Raw genomic sequence first — 17851 nt, 5'->3', positions numbered from 1 at the left:
AGGAGGTATTTTTCAAATTTTTACAGACTTGTCAAGTGTTTTATGCAGAAAAAATGGGGGAATCAACAAAAATTAATGATACTAGAAATGAGTAATCATAGGAGCTAATGAGTTTCCGTGAAAGCTCATATAAAAACAGGGAGTAAAAAGGCAAGAAAAACAATGCCTTTTTACTCCCTGTCCTTTTATCTGAAAGTTTCCTTAGATAATCATCTAAGTTGCTCCGTTGATGCCACATTTAAGTAGTCTCTCCAGGGGTATGTCAAATTATTGTACAAGGCATAGTAAAACAGTAATTAGTCTGTTTTTTAGATGCCTAATACCTGAAAGTTTCAAAATAAACCATAAGCATAGATTTATTTTTTTCTTCTACGGTTACCCAATGCGGATATCTCCAATAATTATCATCCATAGATATAAATTTTATTATTTCTATATTATTCTAATAGGAAATTTAAATTTAGTCAATAAGATTTTTTTAGAATATTATTCTTTAAAAAGGAATACTTTAGATTATTGATTTTATAGTTTAAAGATGTAAAATATAAATGCCCTAAAACATACAATTTTAAATATCTTCTACAACAGTATTTGAAAATCTGTAGTAAAATCTGAAGCATTTTTTTGTATGTGTCGTCTAATAAGTGAAAGAGTATAAATTTGTATGGGATATTAATAGATTTTATATTTAAATTACAATGTGGGAGGGATTATTATGAAATTCACAAAGAAAACAATAGCCATATTAACGTTAGGGGTTTTTATAAGTGGGAATTCTATGTTAGCATCTGCAAATACTAAGAGCAGTCTGAAGAATGATACTAGCTTAAAGATTCAAGCAGTCGCTGAGAAGAATTCACAAAGTGAGAAGAAAGCACAAATATTTTTCACAAGCACGGAGGGGATAGTTTCAGATGTACAAGCATCTGAAAGTAAATCTCGATTTACTATAAAAAACAATAAATCAAATAATGATAAGCTTATACTAAATGTAAATGATGCTACTGAGATAATAAGTGCAACTGATGGTAAAAAATTAAATTTAACGGACATTAAAGATGGAGTAAAAGTCAAAGCTTATTATGGACCCGCGGTTACTGCCAGCATACCACCAATGAGTACTGCTAATATGATAATAGTAGAGCAAGGTCAGGAAGAATCTGAATCATGCAACTATGGAATAATTACTGATGTTTCTTTAATGAAAGAAAATAAAGAAATCACAGCACTTATGAATGGTGAAATAGATACTAATCTTATCATAAATGAAAAAACTGAAATTGTAGATAGTAAAACTGGTAAAGTGGTAAGCTATAAAGATATTAAAAAAGGAACTAGAGTTATAGCTTATTATAATATTACTACCATGAGTATGCCACCTATAGCAACTCCTAAAAAAGTTGTTATACTGTCTAACCAAAAGGATAAAGATTTAAGTGCTACAGCTACTGGATTGATTAGTGATATCAATATTGTCCAAGGGATCAAAAATGAGATTATGGTATTGGTTAAGGGAGAAAAATCTAAAGATAATATTTATGTTGACATAAACTTTATTATAAATTCTAAAACTGAAATTATAAGCGAGAAGAGTGGTAATAAATTAACAATGGAGGCAATTAAAAATGATACAAATGTGAAAGTTTACTATGATGGTGTGCTTTCTAAAAGTTTACCACCAATAGGCGTTGCTAAAAAAATAGTTATTAGTGAACCAAAGAATGAAATGGGTATAATTGGTGATATATATAATATTTACACATCAGAAGACAAAAAAGAGAATAGAATTGAGATAAAAGGTGAAAGATTAGGGGAAAGTGGTTTTGATAATATTATTCTTAATATAAGTGAAAAAACTAAAATCGTAGATTTTAAAACAGGTGCGAAACTTGAAGTAAATGATATTAAGAAAGATTCTAAAGTTGTAGCATATTATGGTGGGAAATTAACTAGAAGTTTACCACCAATTGGATTTGCAGAAAAAATTGTTTTATTAAAACAATAAAGATGTGAAAATATTGAAGAGATGCAGATGATGATTTAAATCGGTACCTATAGAGTTGACATTTTGCAAAAAGTGTTTGAGCTATAGGTATTTTTTGTATTTGAAAGTTCTTTAGTAATTGCTCATAATTAAGTGTAAATATAAATTAGTACTTGCCATAGATATCTATTGTTATTATATGTATAATATAAGTTGTAATAGCTTAAGTAAATGAGCTGTTAAAAATTAATAGTTGTAAAGAATCATAGTGAATTAAGGGAGGAATAAAAATGAGACTGTTGCTTACCAATGATGATGGTATAAATGCAAAAGGTATATATGCACTAGCAAAAGAACTGGAAAAAGATCATGAAGTAATTATCGTAGCACCAGATAATGAAAGAAGTGCTTGCGGACATTCAATAACACTTTCAAGGCCACTCATTGTGAAAGAAAATGTGTTAGAAGGATTAAAATCAAAAGCTTTTAGTGTGGATGGAACACCTGCTGATTGTGTAAAAATTGCCCTAAATAAACTTATTGAGGGTAAAATAGATATGGTAGTATCAGGAATCAATAAAGGGTTAAATTTAGGTACAGATGTTCTATATTCTGGTACAGTTTCTGCAGCTATTGAAGCAGCTATTCATAAAGTGCCATCTATAGCTATTTCTATGCAGATTAATAAAAATATTGAAAGTTATGAAATGGCAGCCGTATATGCTAGACAAATATTGCTTAAGGCTAAGGAGAATAACATTAAAAGTGATATTGTATTAAATGTAAATGTTCCACTACTTAAGGAGAATGAAATAAAAGGAATTAAAGTATGCAAAATTGGAAGCAGATTTTATGACAACACTTATATAGAAACTATAGGAAAAAATAATGAAACTCATTATGAAATTAAAGGTGAATTAAAAGATGTTCATGAGGATGATTCCGACACAATATATTTTAAAGAGGGTTATGTGACTGTAACACCACTTCATTATGATTTAACTAATTTCAAAATATTAAATGATGTAAGTGAATGGTTTTAATTTTACAAAAATACAAGCTTATGATAAATTACTGATTAATTGTACTTTATTTTATGAAAGAAAAAATCAAACTAAAATATTGAGCGGGGGTAAAAGTGAACAATAAATTATTATCAAAAGAAACTGAAAATACAGGTGAGACACACATAATAATAACTAGTTTCATAGAAATATTAGATCAATTACCTGCATTATTTGAGGACGAGATTGCTTTTACATTAACAGATAAGCAAAGATTTGTTAAGTTTGTTGAAAGTAAAAATATGCCTGCTTATTCTCAAGTAGGAAAGATAATTCCCAAGGGCGAAGCACTAAGAGAAGTTATGGAAAGTGGTAAAATGAAAGCTTTTACAGTTGACGATTATAATAATATGAGTATTAGAGTAGTTGCAATTCCACTGAAGGACGAGCAGGGTAAAGTGGTAGGTGCAATATCTTATGGTAAAAATTTAGTAAATAGTACTAAAATTACTAAAATGTCTGTTGACTTATCAAATGCAACTGCATCTATATTAAAAGTGGCAAATGTAATTAATACTGATATACAAAATATTAGGGAAATAAACACTAAGGTTGTAGATGAAGTAAAAAATACTTCAGATCAATGCAATAATACGGATGATATAATTAAATTTATCGAAGGTATAGCAAAACAAACAAATCTTCTAGGGTTAAATGCTGCAATAGAGGCATCTAGAGCAGGTGAGCTTGGAAAAGGATTTGGTGTTGTAGCATCTGAAATAAGAAAATTATCTGGATCTAGTACCCAATCTATAACTGAAATAAATACTATATTGAAAAGTATTAAGGATTCAGTAGGCAAAGTAGAAAAGATTATTGGTATTGCTATGACTTCTGCTGAAAAACAAGAACAGGAACTAACTCAAATAATTCATTCTGTAAAAGAATTGAATAAGAGTGCAGAGACTTTGGCTGAAATGGCAAGCAAATTATAGGAATAAATCAAAAGAAATCAATGGGGACAGTTAACAATTATCTATCCTTTAACGATATTTCAAAAGGTACAAGTTTTTTATGAAAACTTGTACCTTTTGGTTTAAATAGTTGTTAACCGTACCTAAAATATGTTTGACAATTATCAATAAATGTAATATAATAACATATGAATAACAATTCATGTGTTCATATGAATGGAGGAAAGCAAATGGTAAAAAAAATAGAGTTTTGCACTTGTTCTACTATACATGAAGATGTGGTAGAAAAAGTTAGAAAATCAATACCACAAGAAGAAACACTGTATGACTTAGCAGAACTTTTTAAAGTTTTTGGTGATACTACAAGAATTAGAATTCTTTGTGTGCTATTCCAAACTGAAATGTGTGTTTGTGATATAGCAGCTCTTCTTAATATGACTCAATCAGCTATTTCACATCAACTTCGTGTACTTAAAAATGCTAGACTTGTGAAACATAGGCGCGAAGGTAAGGTTGTGTTCTATTCCTTGGATGACGAACATGTTAAACAAATTTTTGATCAGGGACTTATACACATAAAAGAATTAAAATAATATTCTATTATTATAAAGTAAAAATACATAAAAAAAATTGTAAGAGGGGGAGAAAATGGAGACTATAATAAAAAGAGAATTCATTTTAGAAGGTTTAGGTTGTGCTAATTGTGCGAATAAAATTGAAGCTAATTGCAAAAAAATAGATGGGGTAGTTGATGCAAATATAAATTTTATTAGTAAAAACTTAGTAATTAAGTTTCAAAGCGAAGATAAAATATTAATTGTTATAGAGGAAGTAAAAAAAATAGTTAAGAGGATAGAACCGGATGTTGTGCTTATACCAAAAAAAGAAAATACATTTAAATATGAGGAAAAAGGTCATAATCATAGCAAGACCAAGGTAGAAGAAGGAAATAATAAAAATAAAATTATGGCAGTTTCTATAGGCATAGCAATTTTTATAATAGCAGTTGTATTTAAATTAGATTATTGGGTTGAATTTTGGTTATTTCTTACAAGCTATTTATTAATCGGTGGAGAAGTCCTTATAGTAGCTATAAAAAATATATTAAGAGGAGAGGTGTTTGATGAAAACTTCTTAATGGCCCTGGCTACTGTGGGAGCGTTTTCTATTGGACAATTTCCAGAAGGCGTAGGAGTTATGCTTTTTTACCAAATAGGAGAATTTTTTCAAGAAGCAGCTGTAAATAAATCAAGAAAATCTATATCTGCACTTATGGATATAAGGCCAGATTATGCAAATAAAAAGATTAAAGATGAAATTGTTAAAGTAGATCCGGAAGATGTACACATTGGAGATATTATAATAGTAAAGCCAGGAGAAAAAGTACCTTTAGATGGAAGGGTAATAGAGGGTAAGTCCTTAGTAGATACAGCTGCATTAACTGGCGAATCAGTTCCAAGACAAGTTAAAAGCGGTGATGAAATTTTAGCTGGATGTATAAATAAAAATGGATTATTGACTATAGAGGTTGCGAAAGAATTTGGAGAGTCAACTTTGGCTAAAATTTTGGATTTAGTACAAAATGCTAGCAGTAAAAAAGCACCCACTGAAAATTTTATAACAAAATTTGCAAGGTATTACACACCAATTGTAGTTATAAGTGCAATTATCCTTGCAGTACTTCCACCTCTTTTAATATCTGGTGCTACTTTTTCTGAGTGGATATATAGGGCATTAGTATTTTTAGTAGTATCTTGTCCTTGTGCACTCGTGATATCTATTCCACTTGGATTCTTTGGAGGAATAGGTGGGGCATCTAAAAATGGCATCTTGGTAAAAGGTGGAAATTACTTAGAGGCATTAAATAGTGTTGAGGTGGTGGTTTTTGATAAAACAGGTACTTTAACTAAAGGAGTATTTGTGGTTACAGAAATACATGAAGAAATGGGAATTAGCAAAAATGAATTATTAGAGTATGTAGCTTTTGTAGAAAGCAATTCAAACCATCCTATTGCAACTTCTATACTAAAAGCTTATGGCAAAGATGTATGTAAAGAAGATATTAAAGATGTGGAAGAAATATCTGGCATGGGTATTAGAGCTAAAGTAAAAGGAAAATATGTGCTAGCTGGTAATTCGAAATTAATGGATAGTGAGAAAATTTCTTATAATAAAGCTGAAAATGTAGGAACCATAATATATGTAGCCATAGATAAGAAATATGTAGGTAGTATTATAATTTCTGATGAGATAAAGGAAGATTCTATTTCCGCTATAGCTAGCTTAAAGTCTATGGGTATTAAGAAAATAGTAATGCTTACAGGTGATAATAAAGATATAGCTGAGGGTATTGGAAAAATCCTAGGTGTAGATGAAGTTTACTCGCAACTACTTCCACATGGAAAGGTTGAAAAGTTAGAAATGCTTCAAAAGCAAAAATCATCTAAAGGAAAGATAGTATTTGTAGGTGATGGCATTAATGATGCTCCGGTGCTTGCAAGAGCAGATATAGGAATAGCAATGGGTGGAGTAGGTTCGGATGCTGCAATAGAAGCTGCAGATATAGTGATAATGACTGATGAACCTTCAAAAATTGCTGAAGCTATTGTCATTGCGAGGAAAACAAAGCGGATTGTTATGCAAAATATTATATTTGCACTAAGTGTAAAAATAGCTATTTTAATATTAGCAGTTTTCGGGATTTCTACAATGTGGGAAGCTGTTTTTGGTGATGTAGGAGTTGCTCTAATTGCAGTGCTAAATTCTATGAGGGCCATGAAGGTTTAGCCATATTTAAGTATACTAGGTGATGATATAAGGCTAAAGATAGAAAAAAGGTTAATAAGAACAGAAAGTTCTTATTAACCTTTTTTCTATTGCTTCATAGTCACGAGGCATGTTTAAATTTTTCTATATGCACAGCGATGTATGCAACTTCATCTTCCATCACATTTAACTGCAATTCTGATGCTAAAAGATTACAAACTTTTTGGGCTAAGGTATAAGAATCACTGTATTGTTTTTTGATAACATCAATTAATTCATTCCTAATAGGGGTATTGTTAATTAGTCGTTCAATAGCAAAGCGAATATGAGTTATAAATCTTGCATAGTCAATTGATCCTGTATCTATTTCTAAATCTAAACTATCTTCTATTAATTCAATAATTGAATTAGATAAGAAAGCATACTTTATAGTATTTGATAACTTTCCATTATTTCTAGCTGAATGAATGTGTAGTGTAATAAAGCCTATTTCTCCATCTGGAATTATTATATTCAGCTTCTTTTCAAGCATAGAGACAGCTTTTTTAGCTATTTCGAATTCTCTTTTATATAGTGTTTCAGTTTCTACTAAAAATGGATTTATAATTTCATCATTTTGTTTAAGTCTTTTTAAGGTAAAAGCAATATGGTCTGTAAGTGAAATATGTATTTTTTCATTTAAGTCTTCATTAAGCTCTTTTGATATCATAAATATAATTTCTTCACATAGACCAATTAATTCATTATCCACAGTAGTTACAAGTTCTTTAAAATTATGATAATTAGTTTTATCATCCAAAGAAAAGATTTTATCTATTTCTGTCTTTGAGGAAAGTATATCACCAAAATGTTTACCAAAACCTAAGCCTTTTCCAAAGAGTATTTTTTCACTATTTTTTTGTGTAACTAATAGAACATTATTATTGAATACCTTTTGTATTGTATAATCAGCTTTGAAAAGAAAATTCATAAACAATATACCCCCTCCGTATTACTTCAAATTAGATAATAAGAATACTAAATCATCACCTGCGGTGCTGCAATATTAACGACTTCAGAAGGAGATTTAGATTCCCACTGAAGTTTTTTATTTATTATAGTTTGTAACTCCCACTTATAAAAATGGGAGACTTTCCTTCTGAAATGTCGTTAAAATTTTATTTATTAAATTAAATAGGTTGTAAAAAAAATGGATTTGAAATATAATTGATATATACAACATAACAACATGATAACATATCAACTGTGCTTATGTATACAAAAATTTACTACTAATTGAGGAGGAAAAAGATTTGAAAAAGATTTCAAAGGATATTCCTATACCACTTCATTATCAGATAAAAGAGATACTACAAGAAATGATAGAAAATGAAATTTTAAAGCCAGGACAAGCAATTCCAACAGAAAGGGAGCTTTGTGAAATTCAAGGAGTTAGTAGAATGACCGTAAATAAGGCTATTATGTCCTTAGTAAATGAGGGCTTAGTTTATAGAGAACAGGGAAAAGGAACTTTTGTATCTATTGCAAAGGTTAATCGAGAAATATCACAGCTCAAAGGTTTCACTGAACAAATGGAAGAAAATGGAGCTGTATCAAAAACTAAATTATTATCTTTTAAGGTTGTAGAGGCAACAAAAAAATACAAACTTGAACTTAAAATGCCTGAAGAGGAAAATAAAATCATTGAAATTATAAGGCTAAGATTTAGTGATGATCAACCAGTAGCTATTGAAACAGCATGGCTTCCATATTATTTATTTAAGGGAATGACTAGAGATATTATTGAAAATAAATCACTATATGCGATTTTTCGAGAAAAGTATGGGCATTACCCGGATAAAGCCAAACAAACCATTGAGCCCACAATGCTAAATGAATATGAAAGTAAGCTTCTAAATCAAGAAAATTCTGCACTGGCATTAATATTTAGGCGAACAACTTATTTAGAAAATGAAACTCCTATTGAATATACTAAAGCTATATATAGAAGTGATAAGTATAAATATCAAATAATTTTAAAATAAGAGAAAGCAATTGGGTTATTGTCTATCTAAAGAGTTATACAAGGAGGTTTCTTATGGAAAAAAATAAGGTTGATGAATCAAATTTAGATAAACTTAGCATCTTTGAAATTCTTAAAAAGGTGAATGATGAGGACAAAAAAGTAGCTATAGCTATTGAAAAAGAGCTTAGTAACATAGAAAAATCAGTAGAATTAATCATTCAAAGCTTTGAAGAGGGAGGGAGACTTTTTTATATTGGAAGTGGAACAAGTGGAAAATTAGGAGTAATGGATGCCTCAGAATGTCCTCCTACCTTTGGAACTCCCGATACTATGGTTCAGGGAATTATTTCTGGTGGAGTAGAAGCCTTAAGCGGATGGCTTGAACATACAGAGGATAATCCAGAACTTGCTATCCATGATTTAAAAATGGTAAATATAAATAAAAAAGATGTTTTAGTAGGTATAACTGCTAGTGGCAATACTCCTTATGTGGTAGCTGCCATGGAATATGCTAAGGTAGTGGGCTCCAAAACTATAGCGCTTATATGTAATTCAAAGGGTAAAATTAAAGACATTTGTGAAGTTGCCATAAATATAGAGGTTGGACCAGAGGTTATTTTGGGATCTACTAGAATGAAGGCAGGAACTGCACAAAAAATGGTTTTAAATATGTTAAGTACCGTAGCCATGATTAAAACGGGTAAAACTTATTCTAATTTAATGGTTAATGTACGACCTATTAATAAAAAACTAAAACAGCGGGTACGGGAAATAGTGAAGCTTGCCACAGGTGTGGATGACAGCAAAGTAAATGAAATTTTAGAAATCTGTGAATATGATCCTAAGGTGTGCATTGTTAAAATTAAAAGTGATGTGACGGTTGAAAAAGCAAAAGAAGCCTTAGATAAGACTAAGGGAAACGTAGCTAAGGCCTTAGCTATATTATAATAATTTTGAAGGGGTGATGAAAATTAAAGCTATAATTAATGGAAAACTTATAATGAAAGATAGAGTAATATATGATAATGTTATAATTTTTGAAAAACAGATCATAAAAATTATAAATAAGGAGGAGTTCCTTAATTATAAGAAAGATTATAAACAAGAGTATAAGGAAGAAATACAAGTTATAGATGCTAAAGGAAAATATGTTTCACCTGGGTTTATTGATATTCATATTCACGGCTCCGGAGGATATGATACCATGGATGGTACGGCTGAGGCCTTAAGAGTTATAAGTACTACAATAGCTAAAAATGGAGTAACAGCATATTTACCAACTACAATGACTATGGAGCTGGGTAGCATATATTGTGCTTTAGACGCTATAAGAGAAGCAATGTCCAAGGATAATCAAGGAGCAAAGATTTTAGGGGCACATATGGAGGGTCCATTTATAAATGAAAAGTATAAAGGGGCTCAGAAGGCGGATAATATTATAGAACCCAATTATGATACTATAGTGGATTATTTAGATATTATTAAAATTATAACGCTTGCACCAGAAAAAGATAAGGAGCATAGTTTTATAAAAAAAATAAAAGGTAATTCTAAAATCACGTTATCAATAGGTCATTCAGATGCAAGTTATGAAGAGACACTTAAGGCCATTGACAGTGGAATAAGCCATGCAACCCATACATTTAATGCTATGACTCCCTTGAATCATAGAAAACCAGGTATTGTAGGTGGGATTTTTACAAGTGATATAACCTGTGAGTTAATAGCGGATATGATACATATTCATCCCGCAATTTTTAATATACTTATAAATGTAAAGCAAAAGGATAAAATTGTACTTATAACAGATTCCATGAGAGCGGGTTGTATGAAGTGTGGGATGTATGAGCTTGGTGGCCAGAAGGTAATAGTTGAGAATGGAGCTGCAAAACTTGAAAATGGTACTTTAGCTGGTAGTATATTAACCTTAAATAAGGCTGTGAAAAATATGCTGCGTCACAGTAATTTAGAAATTTATGAGGCAGTGGCAATGGCATCTAGTGTTCCAGCAAAGGTTATTCATATGGATAATCAAAAGGGAAGTTTAGAAGTGGGACTAGATGCAGATATAGTAATTTTTAATGAAGATATAGATGTGCTTTTAACAATAGTTGAAGGGGAAATAGTGTTCCAAACTCAAAAGTAAGATTTTGAGTATTATTATGAGGTGGTGCAAATATGAGAATAATAGTAGTAGATAATTATGAAGAAATGAGTAAAAAAGCTGCAATGATGATTGCAAGTCAAATAATGTTAAAGCCAGATAGTATATTAGGACTAGCGACTGGAGATACTCCACTTGGGATGTATAAGGAATTAATACTTTTGTATAATAAAAATGAAGTAGATTTTAAAGAGGTTACAACCTTTAATTTGGACGAATATTATGGACTTAATAGAGAAAATCCTCAAAGTTACTATAGTTATATGATGGCTAATTTATTTAATAGTATAAATATAAATATGGAAAACATTAATGTGCCAAGGGGCATGGCAAAAGATGTTAAAGCTGTATGCTCAGACTATGAGGATAAAATAAAACAAGCTTCTGGAATAGATATGCAAGTGCTAGGTATAGGTGGAAACGGCCATATAGGATTCAATGAGCCAGATGTGAATTTTGAGGCAGAGACGCATTTAGTCAATCTTAACGTGCAAACTATAGAAGCTAATTCTAGGTTTTTTGATTCAATAGAGGATGTGCCAGTAAAAGCCATAAGTATGGGAATAAAGACAATAATGAATTCTAAGAAGATCCTTTTACTTGCCAATGGAATAGGCAAGGCTGAAGCTATAGCAAAAGCTATTAATGGAAAAATAAGTCCTAAAGTACCAGCGTCTATTATTCAGCTACACAATGATGTAACAATAATTTTAGACAAGGAAGCTGCCAGCCTTTTATAAAAATAAAATCCCTATACTAGCTAGTTAAGCTAGTATAGGGATTTTGTTTATTTGCATGTATCTTATGTTGCTATTAATTTAAAGCTTTTAATTTCATTTTTATCGTATAATAAATTAAAACAATAACTTATTATATCACTTCTTTTAATTATTCCTATAAAGATATTATTGTCATCCACAACGGGAACAAAGTTTTGATCTTTTGCTAGGGATATTAAACTCTCTATGTCTGAATTAATTAATACTGGTGTGTTACAGATGTGTCTTGGGATATCTTCAATTAAAATTTTACTTGTATCATTAAAACTTAAATTTGGAGTATTTTTTAGTTTCCATAATAAATCACCTTCTGTTAAAGTACCTACATAATTACCTTTTTTATTTACTAAGGGCACAGCAGAATACCTATGGTATTCCATTCGTTCTAACGCTTGCCTCATTGTAGAGCTTGGCTTTTCATAAATAACTTCATTTTTAGGCGTAAGAAAAAAAGCTATGTTCATATTTTACCCATCCTTTAAATTTTTTTATTTTACCAATTTTACCAGTGACCTTACAATCTCATTATAGCATGTTTTTTTTATTTATTGATGGATAATTTATTAAAATTTATGCTATTTAATGAATGATTTGTAAAGTAGTTATAAAAGATTTATAACTATTTATTATTAATAAATTTAATAATGGACTTTACATGAATTTTAGACTAAAATACTAAAATAACATATTAAATATCAAATATGCATTAGCAATAAGGTATAATAGTAATAAGCAACTAAGTAATGCTATTTTAATATAATATATAGGAAAATGAAAAAAACATGAGTATGGAGGTTAGTATGAAAAAAATTTCAGCATATTCACGAAAAATATGGACAATAAAAGGATTAATAACAACTGGGATATTTTTAGCAATTGCTGTGGCATTAAATATATCTTTAGAATTCAATATTTTATGGAAATATGTGATAATTTGTAGTATGTATGGATTAGCATTAGTTTTCTTTATAAATTCTTTAATTATGTCAAAATATAGATATGAAAAATATAGATATCAAATAGATAGGGAAAAAATCATTTTAAGATATGGAATATTCAATGAAAAAAATGTAGTTATTCCTATGAAAAGAGTTAAGTACGTTGATATGAAGCAAGGAGTTTTTTTAAGAAAATATAGGCTTATAAATTTAACTGTGCATACTGATGGGGGATATTATGTAATCCCTTATTTGGAAAGTGAAGCAGGAAAAAAAGTACAGCTTAGTATTTCAAAAATTGTTCAGGAGAGAAGTATATGAGAGAAATAAATAATAAAGATGGAAATGAAAATCAAGTACAAGAATGCGCAAAAGAGTTCACTACACCTTTAAAAGATTTATTTATGATGGCAACAATGTATAGTAGTATCTTAGTATTATTATTTATAATTGTATCTGTTTACTTTAAGATTGAGGATAGAGTGATTTTTATTATGTTATTTGTTTCATGGATAATATGTGTTGTTGTAACTATAATAAAATATTATAATTTTACAGTTATACGAGACACAAATGATATTAAACTATCCTATGGATTATTTCATAAAAAGGAAATGGTTATTCCAATAAAAGGAATTCAAAGTTTAATAATAGTAGAGGGGATTATTAAAAAGCCCTTAGGGTATTTTTCATTAAAGGTAGAAACTATAGGTTGTGGAAAAAACAAAGGTAAAAGCAAAATGATTTGTCCTATAGCCAAGAGTAAAGTGCTAAATAAATTTTTCGAAGAAATTTTACCTGAAATGAATATAACTTATGACTTAAGGAATTCACCAGAAAAAGCTTTAAATGGATTTTTATTATTTAGATTATTAAAAGAGGCTATGATAATAGGCCTAATAACTATTTTTATTCCTTATGGATACTATGGTTTTTTACTAATACCTATTTTATTATTTTGGCACAATATAAGATTTAAAGACAATGGTTTGTATTATGGTAAGCATTTTGTTGTTATGAGGTTTAGAAAACTAGATAGGAAAACAGTTATAATCCATAAGGATTGTATTCAGTCTTTTGAAAAAGAACAAAACGTTTTGCAAAAGAGAAAAGCTATTGCTAAATATAAAGTAACTATAGCTGGTGCATGTAAATCATATAAGGTTGGATATATTAGTGAAAATATTTCTTGTTGATGATAGATTTATCAAAACCCTAAGGAGTGAGTGGGATGAATTTTTCAGCTGTTGAAGAATTTAAAAAGGCTAGTAAATTAGCTAAACTTAGATATTATGTGGACATATCTAAAGGAAAATCAGGGCATATATCATCCTTAGATAGCATTTTAAAAAAAGTTAGACATAGTAGCAGAAATTCCCTTAGGAATAAAAAGTGTTCCATTAAAAAAGATATTAGGAACTTACTTTTATACAAGAAGTAGAGATTTTGCAATGAATTTCCTTCCTCTAGCGGGAGAAGACAGTGAGTTTTCTACGAAATGGCAAGCAGTCTATGCTCATCATATTAATGATGGAATAAATGACACTATAAAAATGTATGAGTACATGAATGAGTTTTATGTTATGGAGGGAAATAAGAGGGTAAGTGTATTAAAATATGTAGATGCTTATGCAATAGAAGGAGAAATTACTAGGCTAGTTCCTAAAAGAGACGAGATGGATTTAAACAATAAAATATATTATGAATTTTTAGATTTTAACAATAACACAGGGATAAATGCTATTTGGTTTACCTGTCAAGGTAGTTTTACTCAACTTGGCAAGTATTTGGATGAATATAATCCAAAGCTTACCTTGTTTTCAAACAAATATAAGCATTTTTTAAAAAATGTTTATTCACCCTTTAGGAACATATTTTATGAATTAGGTGGAGATAAATTAAATATTACCACTGGGGATGCATTCCTAGAGTATATAAAAATATATGGCATTTCAGATGAATTTATAGAAACAAAGAGAAAATCATGTTACCTTAATATAACTTTGAGAGCAGCTTTAAAATATGATAATATTAAGTTTTTTAATTGTTCTCCAGTAAAAGCTTTTAGAAATGTAAGCACTTATTTTGGGCGCTCTCATGAACCAAGATTTTTAATGGGTCTTATTGCAGGTACAATCACAAAATCAAATATTATAGGATATATAGATATTTATAATGCAAAATGATTTAACAGCTTTAGGTAAGGGTTCCAGAGATTTTGGCTTATATTCCTTAGAATATAGCCAAAAGGAGGAAAAATGGATACCTGAAGTAAACTATGGTTTAATTACATGGGACTTAGGAGCGTTTTATGAGAAAATACTTAGAAATATTGTAAATGGTAGTTTTAAAGGTATATTTAGTACTGAATCTAAACGTGTAAGTTTTTTGTGGATAATGTGGTAGGAGAACTTCCTGTGGAGGAATAGAATTTCAAAAGATGAGTAGGTGATTAAAGTTAAAGTATTATTAGTTTCAGATATTGAAGATAGTTATATTTCGGATCACTTTGATTATGAAAGATTTAGTGAAATTGAGCTGGTAATATCCTGTGGAGATTTAAAAGCAGATTATCTAGAATATATAGCTAATATGATTAAAGCACCCCTGCTTTATGTTAATGGTAATCATGATGTAAATTACTTAAAAACCCCACCAGCTGGATGTATCTCTATTGATGGTAAGATTTTTGTATATAAAAATCTTAGAATACTAGGACTTGGAGGATCTATCGACTATAATAGTGGCCCTTTTCAATATTCACAAAAGGAAATGAGCAAACGAGCTTCAAAATTAAAATTGAGTTTATGGAAGAATAAAGGATTTGATATATTAGTAACTCATTCACCAGCAAAAGGCATATGGGATGCAAAAGATCCTTGTCATCAGGGTTTTGAAGTGTTTATAGATATTTTAAATAAATACTCTCCGAAATATTTTTTTTACGGTCATCAGCATTTGGATTATGCAAAAGGTGAAAGGAAAATGATTTATAACACTACTACTCTTATAAACGCATTTAAATACCATATTGTTGAAATATAGAAAACCCATGGGTAATGATTTTGCCCATAGGTTTTCTATATTTTTATGTAATTAAGTTAACTACTAGCTGATATTTTCTTTGTTTTTAAGAAATCCCATTTAGTTTCTGTTGTTATAATTGCTAAAAATATAGTTATACAACCTATGACCATCTTTGAGGTAAATACTTCATTAAGCATTATAACAGATAAAATAGAGCCGAAAACTGATTCTAAACATAAAATAATAGCAGCGTGAGTGGAGGTGGTATATTTCTGTGCTACATTTTGTATAATGAATGCAAACATTGTACTGAAAATTGCTAAATAACCAATTGCAAAAATTGTATCTGAATTCATTTGCGCTGGTACTGGTTCATAGATTAAAGCAGCTATAAGTGAGAAAACTGCAGCGGAACCTAACTGTAGTATTACAAGGGTTATAGCACCAACTTTTTGCGTAAAAAACCCAACAGAAACTATATGAGCTGCAAAAAATACTGCACATATTAAAGTCAAACCGTCTCCAAGTCCGATGTGTATACCTCCATCTAAGGTGAGCATTCCTATTCCTATAAAACATAGGAAAGCTGATGCTAAAGAATAAGAATCTGGCTTTCTTTTGCTAATTATCCAATAAAGAAAGGGTACAATAACTACATTAGTTCCAGTTAAAAAAGCATTTTTACCAGCAGTTGTATATTTCATACCAATAGTTTGAGCAGCAAAGCCTAAAAAAAGGAGAAGTCCAACCAAAGTTCCAACCGCTAGCTGATTTTTAGTAATATGTTTAATTTTTTTTCTGAAAACTAAGAGCATAATTATGGCAGAAATACCAAACCGCATTGCCATAATATAAAAAGGTGTAACACTATCTAAAGCACCTTTTACAGCTATAAATCCGCCACCCCAAACAATTGCAACTAGTAGTAAAGACATATCAGCGAGAATACTCTTTTTTTTGTCTGTATTTTTCATCATTAGCACTCCTTTAATATATGAGGCATCTTTGCCTTTTTATTTTTAAAAAATGAGAAGTTTATTGTGATTAGGTTATAAGTTCTGTAATAAATATATTCTTTTCAATGCTTAAATCAATAAAATTTGAATCAATAGAAATGAGAGGCCTTGCAATATTATTTATGTCTATTTTAATTACCTTTCCTATAGAACCATCACTCAGCTTAACCATTTCACCAGTGTAGTAGTTTGACATTTGTGTGATAAAGGTAGTGAGATAATTATAATCAAATAAACCCATGCAATCATGTTGCATAATTTCTAATGCAACAAAGGGGTTTTGTTTTTTGCCATAAACTTTATCCGCGGTCATTGCATCAAACATATCTGCAATTCCTATTATTTTTGCAAAAACACTAATTTTATCTTCTTTCAAATGTAAGGGATAACCAGAACCGTCTATACGTTCATGATGCATAAGAACACCTAAACTCACGGACTCGTCCAAATAAGGAATATTGCGTACAAATTCATAAGAGTAAACCGAATGTTTTTTAATTTGGTCAAACTCTAATTTTGTGAGTTTTGAAGATTTATTTAATATACTGGGGCTAACTTTCGTTTTACCGATATCATGAAGAAAAGCACTATAAGTTAAAAGTGTTAAATCTCTATTAGGTAAATTTAACCATCTACCTAGCATAGAACTTAAAAATGCAACATTTACACAATGGCGTATAAGATAATCATCTATATTTCTAGAACTTGATATACTTTTTAAAATAGAGCCATAATCATTAAGATCATCTAAAATTTCTTTAGACATAACTCGTATTTCTGTTAAGTCGAGCTCAGGATTATTATCTATACTATTTAAAAAATTATCTATGCGATTTGAAAAATTATTTAGTACTTTTTCAGTTTGGGTTAAACGTTGCGAAATAGGTTCCTCCATTGCTTGTTCAAAATCATTAATAGATATAGTGTTTGATGGATAAAAATCTAGTATTTTTTTAATTATGGAACTATTTAATGCACTTTCCTTTGTAAGTAAATTTAAGCCATTTAGTATTAAATCTTCGGCTAAAATCATATTTGGCTTTAACTCGTAAATGCTTATACTTTTAACCTTTGGTCTCATAGATGCACTCCCTCTAAAATGAATTGATAAATTAAGTGAAATTAATGAAATATCAGTAGATAAATTATATATTTGGATAAATTTATTTTACCATAGAAATTGACATTAGCCCA

19 protein-coding genes and 1 riboswitch are annotated in these 17851 nt (G+C 29.7%); of the genes, 15 read left to right on the top strand and 4 right to left on the bottom strand.

All coding sequences use genetic code 11. The annotated features are described in order from the left end of the window. Positions 1-167 precede the first annotated feature (167 nt). Positions 168-265, bottom strand: a riboswitch (glycine riboswitch). 450 nt (positions 266-715) lie between these two features. The 5 genes from Ctaglu_RS14165 (at position 716) to Ctaglu_RS14145 (ending at position 6749) form a co-directional block, all read left to right on the top strand. Continuing rightward, entirely contained in the window at positions 716-2005 is a 1290-nt protein-coding gene (locus tag Ctaglu_RS14165) for a hypothetical protein (protein WP_125002769.1), read from the top strand. A gap of 269 nt (positions 2006-2274) precedes the next feature. Beyond that, the gene (gene surE, locus Ctaglu_RS14160; protein ID WP_125002767.1) at positions 2275-3027 is read left to right on the top strand and encodes a 5'/3'-nucleotidase SurE; all 753 of its coding nucleotides are present in this window, start codon (positions 2275-2277) and stop codon (positions 3025-3027) included. A 95-nt stretch (positions 3028-3122) separates the two neighbouring features. Continuing rightward, on the top strand, positions 3123-3983 hold the full coding sequence (locus Ctaglu_RS26375) for a methyl-accepting chemotaxis protein (RefSeq protein ID WP_125002765.1): 861 nt from the start codon (positions 3123-3125) through the stop codon (positions 3981-3983). Positions 3984-4192: 209 nt separating this feature from the next. Continuing rightward, the gene (locus Ctaglu_RS14150; RefSeq protein WP_125002763.1) at positions 4193-4555 is read left to right on the top strand and encodes an ArsR/SmtB family transcription factor; all 363 of its coding nucleotides are present in this window, start codon (positions 4193-4195) and stop codon (positions 4553-4555) included. A gap of 55 nt (positions 4556-4610) precedes the next feature. After that, positions 4611-6749: a heavy metal translocating P-type ATPase gene (locus Ctaglu_RS14145; protein ID WP_125002762.1), complete on the top strand. Its 2139-nt coding sequence runs from the start codon at positions 4611-4613 to the stop codon at positions 6747-6749. Between the two features lie 100 nt (positions 6750-6849). On the opposite strand, the gene glcT is transcribed toward Ctaglu_RS14145, so the two are convergent. Then, positions 6850-7698 carry a glucose PTS transporter transcription antiterminator GlcT gene (gene glcT, locus Ctaglu_RS14140; protein ID WP_125002760.1) on the bottom strand — a complete coding sequence of 283 codons (849 nt, stop codon included), beginning with the start codon at positions 7696-7698 and terminating at the stop codon, positions 6850-6852. A 322-nt stretch (positions 7699-8020) separates the two neighbouring features. On the opposite strand from glcT, the gene Ctaglu_RS14135 reads away from it, so the two are divergent. From Ctaglu_RS14135 to nagB, 4 genes are read left to right on the top strand one after another with little or no spacing between them, the layout of a single operon-like run. Continuing rightward, positions 8021-8752, top strand: a complete 732-nt coding sequence (locus Ctaglu_RS14135) for a GntR family transcriptional regulator (RefSeq protein ID WP_125002758.1) — start codon at positions 8021-8023, stop codon at positions 8750-8752. Positions 8753-8805: 53 nt separating this feature from the next. Then, positions 8806-9681 carry an N-acetylmuramic acid 6-phosphate etherase gene (murQ, locus tag Ctaglu_RS14130; RefSeq protein WP_125002756.1) on the top strand — a complete coding sequence of 292 codons (876 nt, stop codon included), beginning with the start codon at positions 8806-8808 and terminating at the stop codon, positions 9679-9681. A 22-nt stretch (positions 9682-9703) separates the two neighbouring features. Continuing rightward, positions 9704-10879, top strand: a complete 1176-nt coding sequence (nagA, locus tag Ctaglu_RS14125; RefSeq protein ID WP_125002791.1) for an N-acetylglucosamine-6-phosphate deacetylase — start codon at positions 9704-9706, stop codon at positions 10877-10879. 32 nt (positions 10880-10911) lie between these two features. After that, positions 10912-11637, top strand: a complete 726-nt coding sequence (gene nagB, locus Ctaglu_RS14120; RefSeq protein WP_125002755.1) for a glucosamine-6-phosphate deaminase — start codon at positions 10912-10914, stop codon at positions 11635-11637. 62 nt (positions 11638-11699) lie between these two features. Here the strand turns inward: nagB and Ctaglu_RS14115 are convergent, their stop codons facing one another. Further along, positions 11700-12140: a CBS domain-containing protein gene (locus Ctaglu_RS14115; protein WP_125002753.1), complete on the bottom strand. Its 441-nt coding sequence runs from the start codon at positions 12138-12140 to the stop codon at positions 11700-11702. Between the two features lie 336 nt (positions 12141-12476). Here Ctaglu_RS14115 and Ctaglu_RS14110 point away from each other — a divergent pair, with 336 nt between their 5' ends. From Ctaglu_RS14110 to Ctaglu_RS14085, 6 genes are read left to right on the top strand one after another with little or no spacing between them, the layout of a single operon-like run. Then, positions 12477-12935, top strand: a complete 459-nt coding sequence (locus tag Ctaglu_RS14110; protein ID WP_185732718.1) for a PH domain-containing protein — start codon at positions 12477-12479, stop codon at positions 12933-12935. Continuing rightward, positions 12932-13810 (top strand): PH domain-containing protein, encoded by an 879-nt coding sequence (locus tag Ctaglu_RS14105; protein WP_125002749.1) that lies wholly within the window; start codon positions 12932-12934, stop codon positions 13808-13810. Before Ctaglu_RS14110 ends, Ctaglu_RS14105 begins: the two co-directional genes overlap by 4 nt. 35 nt (positions 13811-13845) lie before the next feature. After that, positions 13846-14055: a hypothetical protein gene (locus tag Ctaglu_RS14100; RefSeq protein ID WP_125002747.1), complete on the top strand. Its 210-nt coding sequence runs from the start codon at positions 13846-13848 to the stop codon at positions 14053-14055. Between the two features lie 10 nt (positions 14056-14065). Further along, positions 14066-14800: a BMP family ABC transporter substrate-binding protein gene (locus tag Ctaglu_RS14095; protein WP_125002745.1), complete on the top strand. Its 735-nt coding sequence runs from the start codon at positions 14066-14068 to the stop codon at positions 14798-14800. Next, on the top strand, positions 14790-15020 hold the full coding sequence (locus tag Ctaglu_RS14090) for a hypothetical protein (RefSeq protein WP_125002741.1): 231 nt from the start codon (positions 14790-14792) through the stop codon (positions 15018-15020). The genes Ctaglu_RS14095 and Ctaglu_RS14090 overlap by 11 nt, the downstream gene beginning before the upstream one ends. A gap of 42 nt (positions 15021-15062) precedes the next feature. Beyond that, positions 15063-15659 carry a metallophosphoesterase family protein gene (locus tag Ctaglu_RS14085; RefSeq protein ID WP_233439790.1) on the top strand — a complete coding sequence of 199 codons (597 nt, stop codon included), beginning with the start codon at positions 15063-15065 and terminating at the stop codon, positions 15657-15659. A 56-nt stretch (positions 15660-15715) separates the two neighbouring features. Here Ctaglu_RS14085 and Ctaglu_RS14080 read toward each other — a convergent pair whose 3' ends face one another. After that, on the bottom strand, positions 15716-16618 hold the full coding sequence (locus Ctaglu_RS14080; RefSeq protein ID WP_307720490.1) for a DMT family transporter: 903 nt from the start codon (positions 16616-16618) through the stop codon (positions 15716-15718). Between the two features lie 67 nt (positions 16619-16685). After that, positions 16686-17738 carry an HD-GYP domain-containing protein gene (locus Ctaglu_RS14075; RefSeq protein ID WP_125002739.1) on the bottom strand — a complete coding sequence of 351 codons (1053 nt, stop codon included), beginning with the start codon at positions 17736-17738 and terminating at the stop codon, positions 16686-16688. Positions 17739-17851: the final 113 nt, after the last annotated feature.

Origin of the sequence: Clostridium tagluense (genome assembly GCF_003865095.1) — a bacterium.
Classification (GTDB): Bacteria; Bacillota; Clostridia; order Clostridiales; family Clostridiaceae; genus Clostridium_AD; species Clostridium_AD tagluense.
Note: the sequence above shows the minus strand (reverse complement) of the source record. Positions and strands in the feature narration are given on the sequence as shown.

What these genes read in the sequence shown, in the direction of transcription:
- Ctaglu_RS14080 (WP_307720490.1), bottom strand. Translation starts at nt 16,618, where the DNA reads ATGATGAAAAATACAGACAAAAAAAAGAGTATTCTCGCTGATATGTCT.
- murQ (WP_125002756.1), top strand. Translation starts at nt 8,806, where the DNA reads ATGGAAAAAAATAAGGTTGATGAATCAAATTTAGATAAACTTAGCATC.
- Ctaglu_RS14095 (WP_125002745.1), top strand. Translation starts at nt 14,066, where the DNA reads ATGAATTTCCTTCCTCTAGCGGGAGAAGACAGTGAGTTTTCTACGAAA.
- nagB (WP_125002755.1), top strand. Translation starts at nt 10,912, where the DNA reads ATGAGAATAATAGTAGTAGATAATTATGAAGAAATGAGTAAAAAAGCT.
- Ctaglu_RS14075 (WP_125002739.1), bottom strand. Translation starts at nt 17,738, where the DNA reads ATGAGACCAAAGGTTAAAAGTATAAGCATTTACGAGTTAAAGCCAAAT.
- Ctaglu_RS14090 (WP_125002741.1), top strand. Translation starts at nt 14,790, where the DNA reads ATGCAAAATGATTTAACAGCTTTAGGTAAGGGTTCCAGAGATTTTGGC.
- glcT (WP_125002760.1), bottom strand. Translation starts at nt 7,698, where the DNA reads ATGAATTTTCTTTTCAAAGCTGATTATACAATACAAAAGGTATTCAAT.
- Ctaglu_RS14150 (WP_125002763.1), top strand. Translation starts at nt 4,193, where the DNA reads ATGGTAAAAAAAATAGAGTTTTGCACTTGTTCTACTATACATGAAGAT.
- Ctaglu_RS14110 (WP_185732718.1), top strand. Translation starts at nt 12,477, where the DNA reads ATGAAAAAAATTTCAGCATATTCACGAAAAATATGGACAATAAAAGGA.
- Ctaglu_RS14165 (WP_125002769.1), top strand. Translation starts at nt 716, where the DNA reads ATGAAATTCACAAAGAAAACAATAGCCATATTAACGTTAGGGGTTTTT.
- Ctaglu_RS14145 (WP_125002762.1), top strand. Translation starts at nt 4,611, where the DNA reads ATGGAGACTATAATAAAAAGAGAATTCATTTTAGAAGGTTTAGGTTGT.
- Ctaglu_RS14105 (WP_125002749.1), top strand. Translation starts at nt 12,932, where the DNA reads ATGAGAGAAATAAATAATAAAGATGGAAATGAAAATCAAGTACAAGAA.
- Ctaglu_RS14100 (WP_125002747.1), top strand. Translation starts at nt 13,846, where the DNA reads ATGAATTTTTCAGCTGTTGAAGAATTTAAAAAGGCTAGTAAATTAGCT.
- Ctaglu_RS14115 (WP_125002753.1), bottom strand. Translation starts at nt 12,140, where the DNA reads ATGAACATAGCTTTTTTTCTTACGCCTAAAAATGAAGTTATTTATGAA.
- surE (WP_125002767.1), top strand. Translation starts at nt 2,275, where the DNA reads ATGAGACTGTTGCTTACCAATGATGATGGTATAAATGCAAAAGGTATA.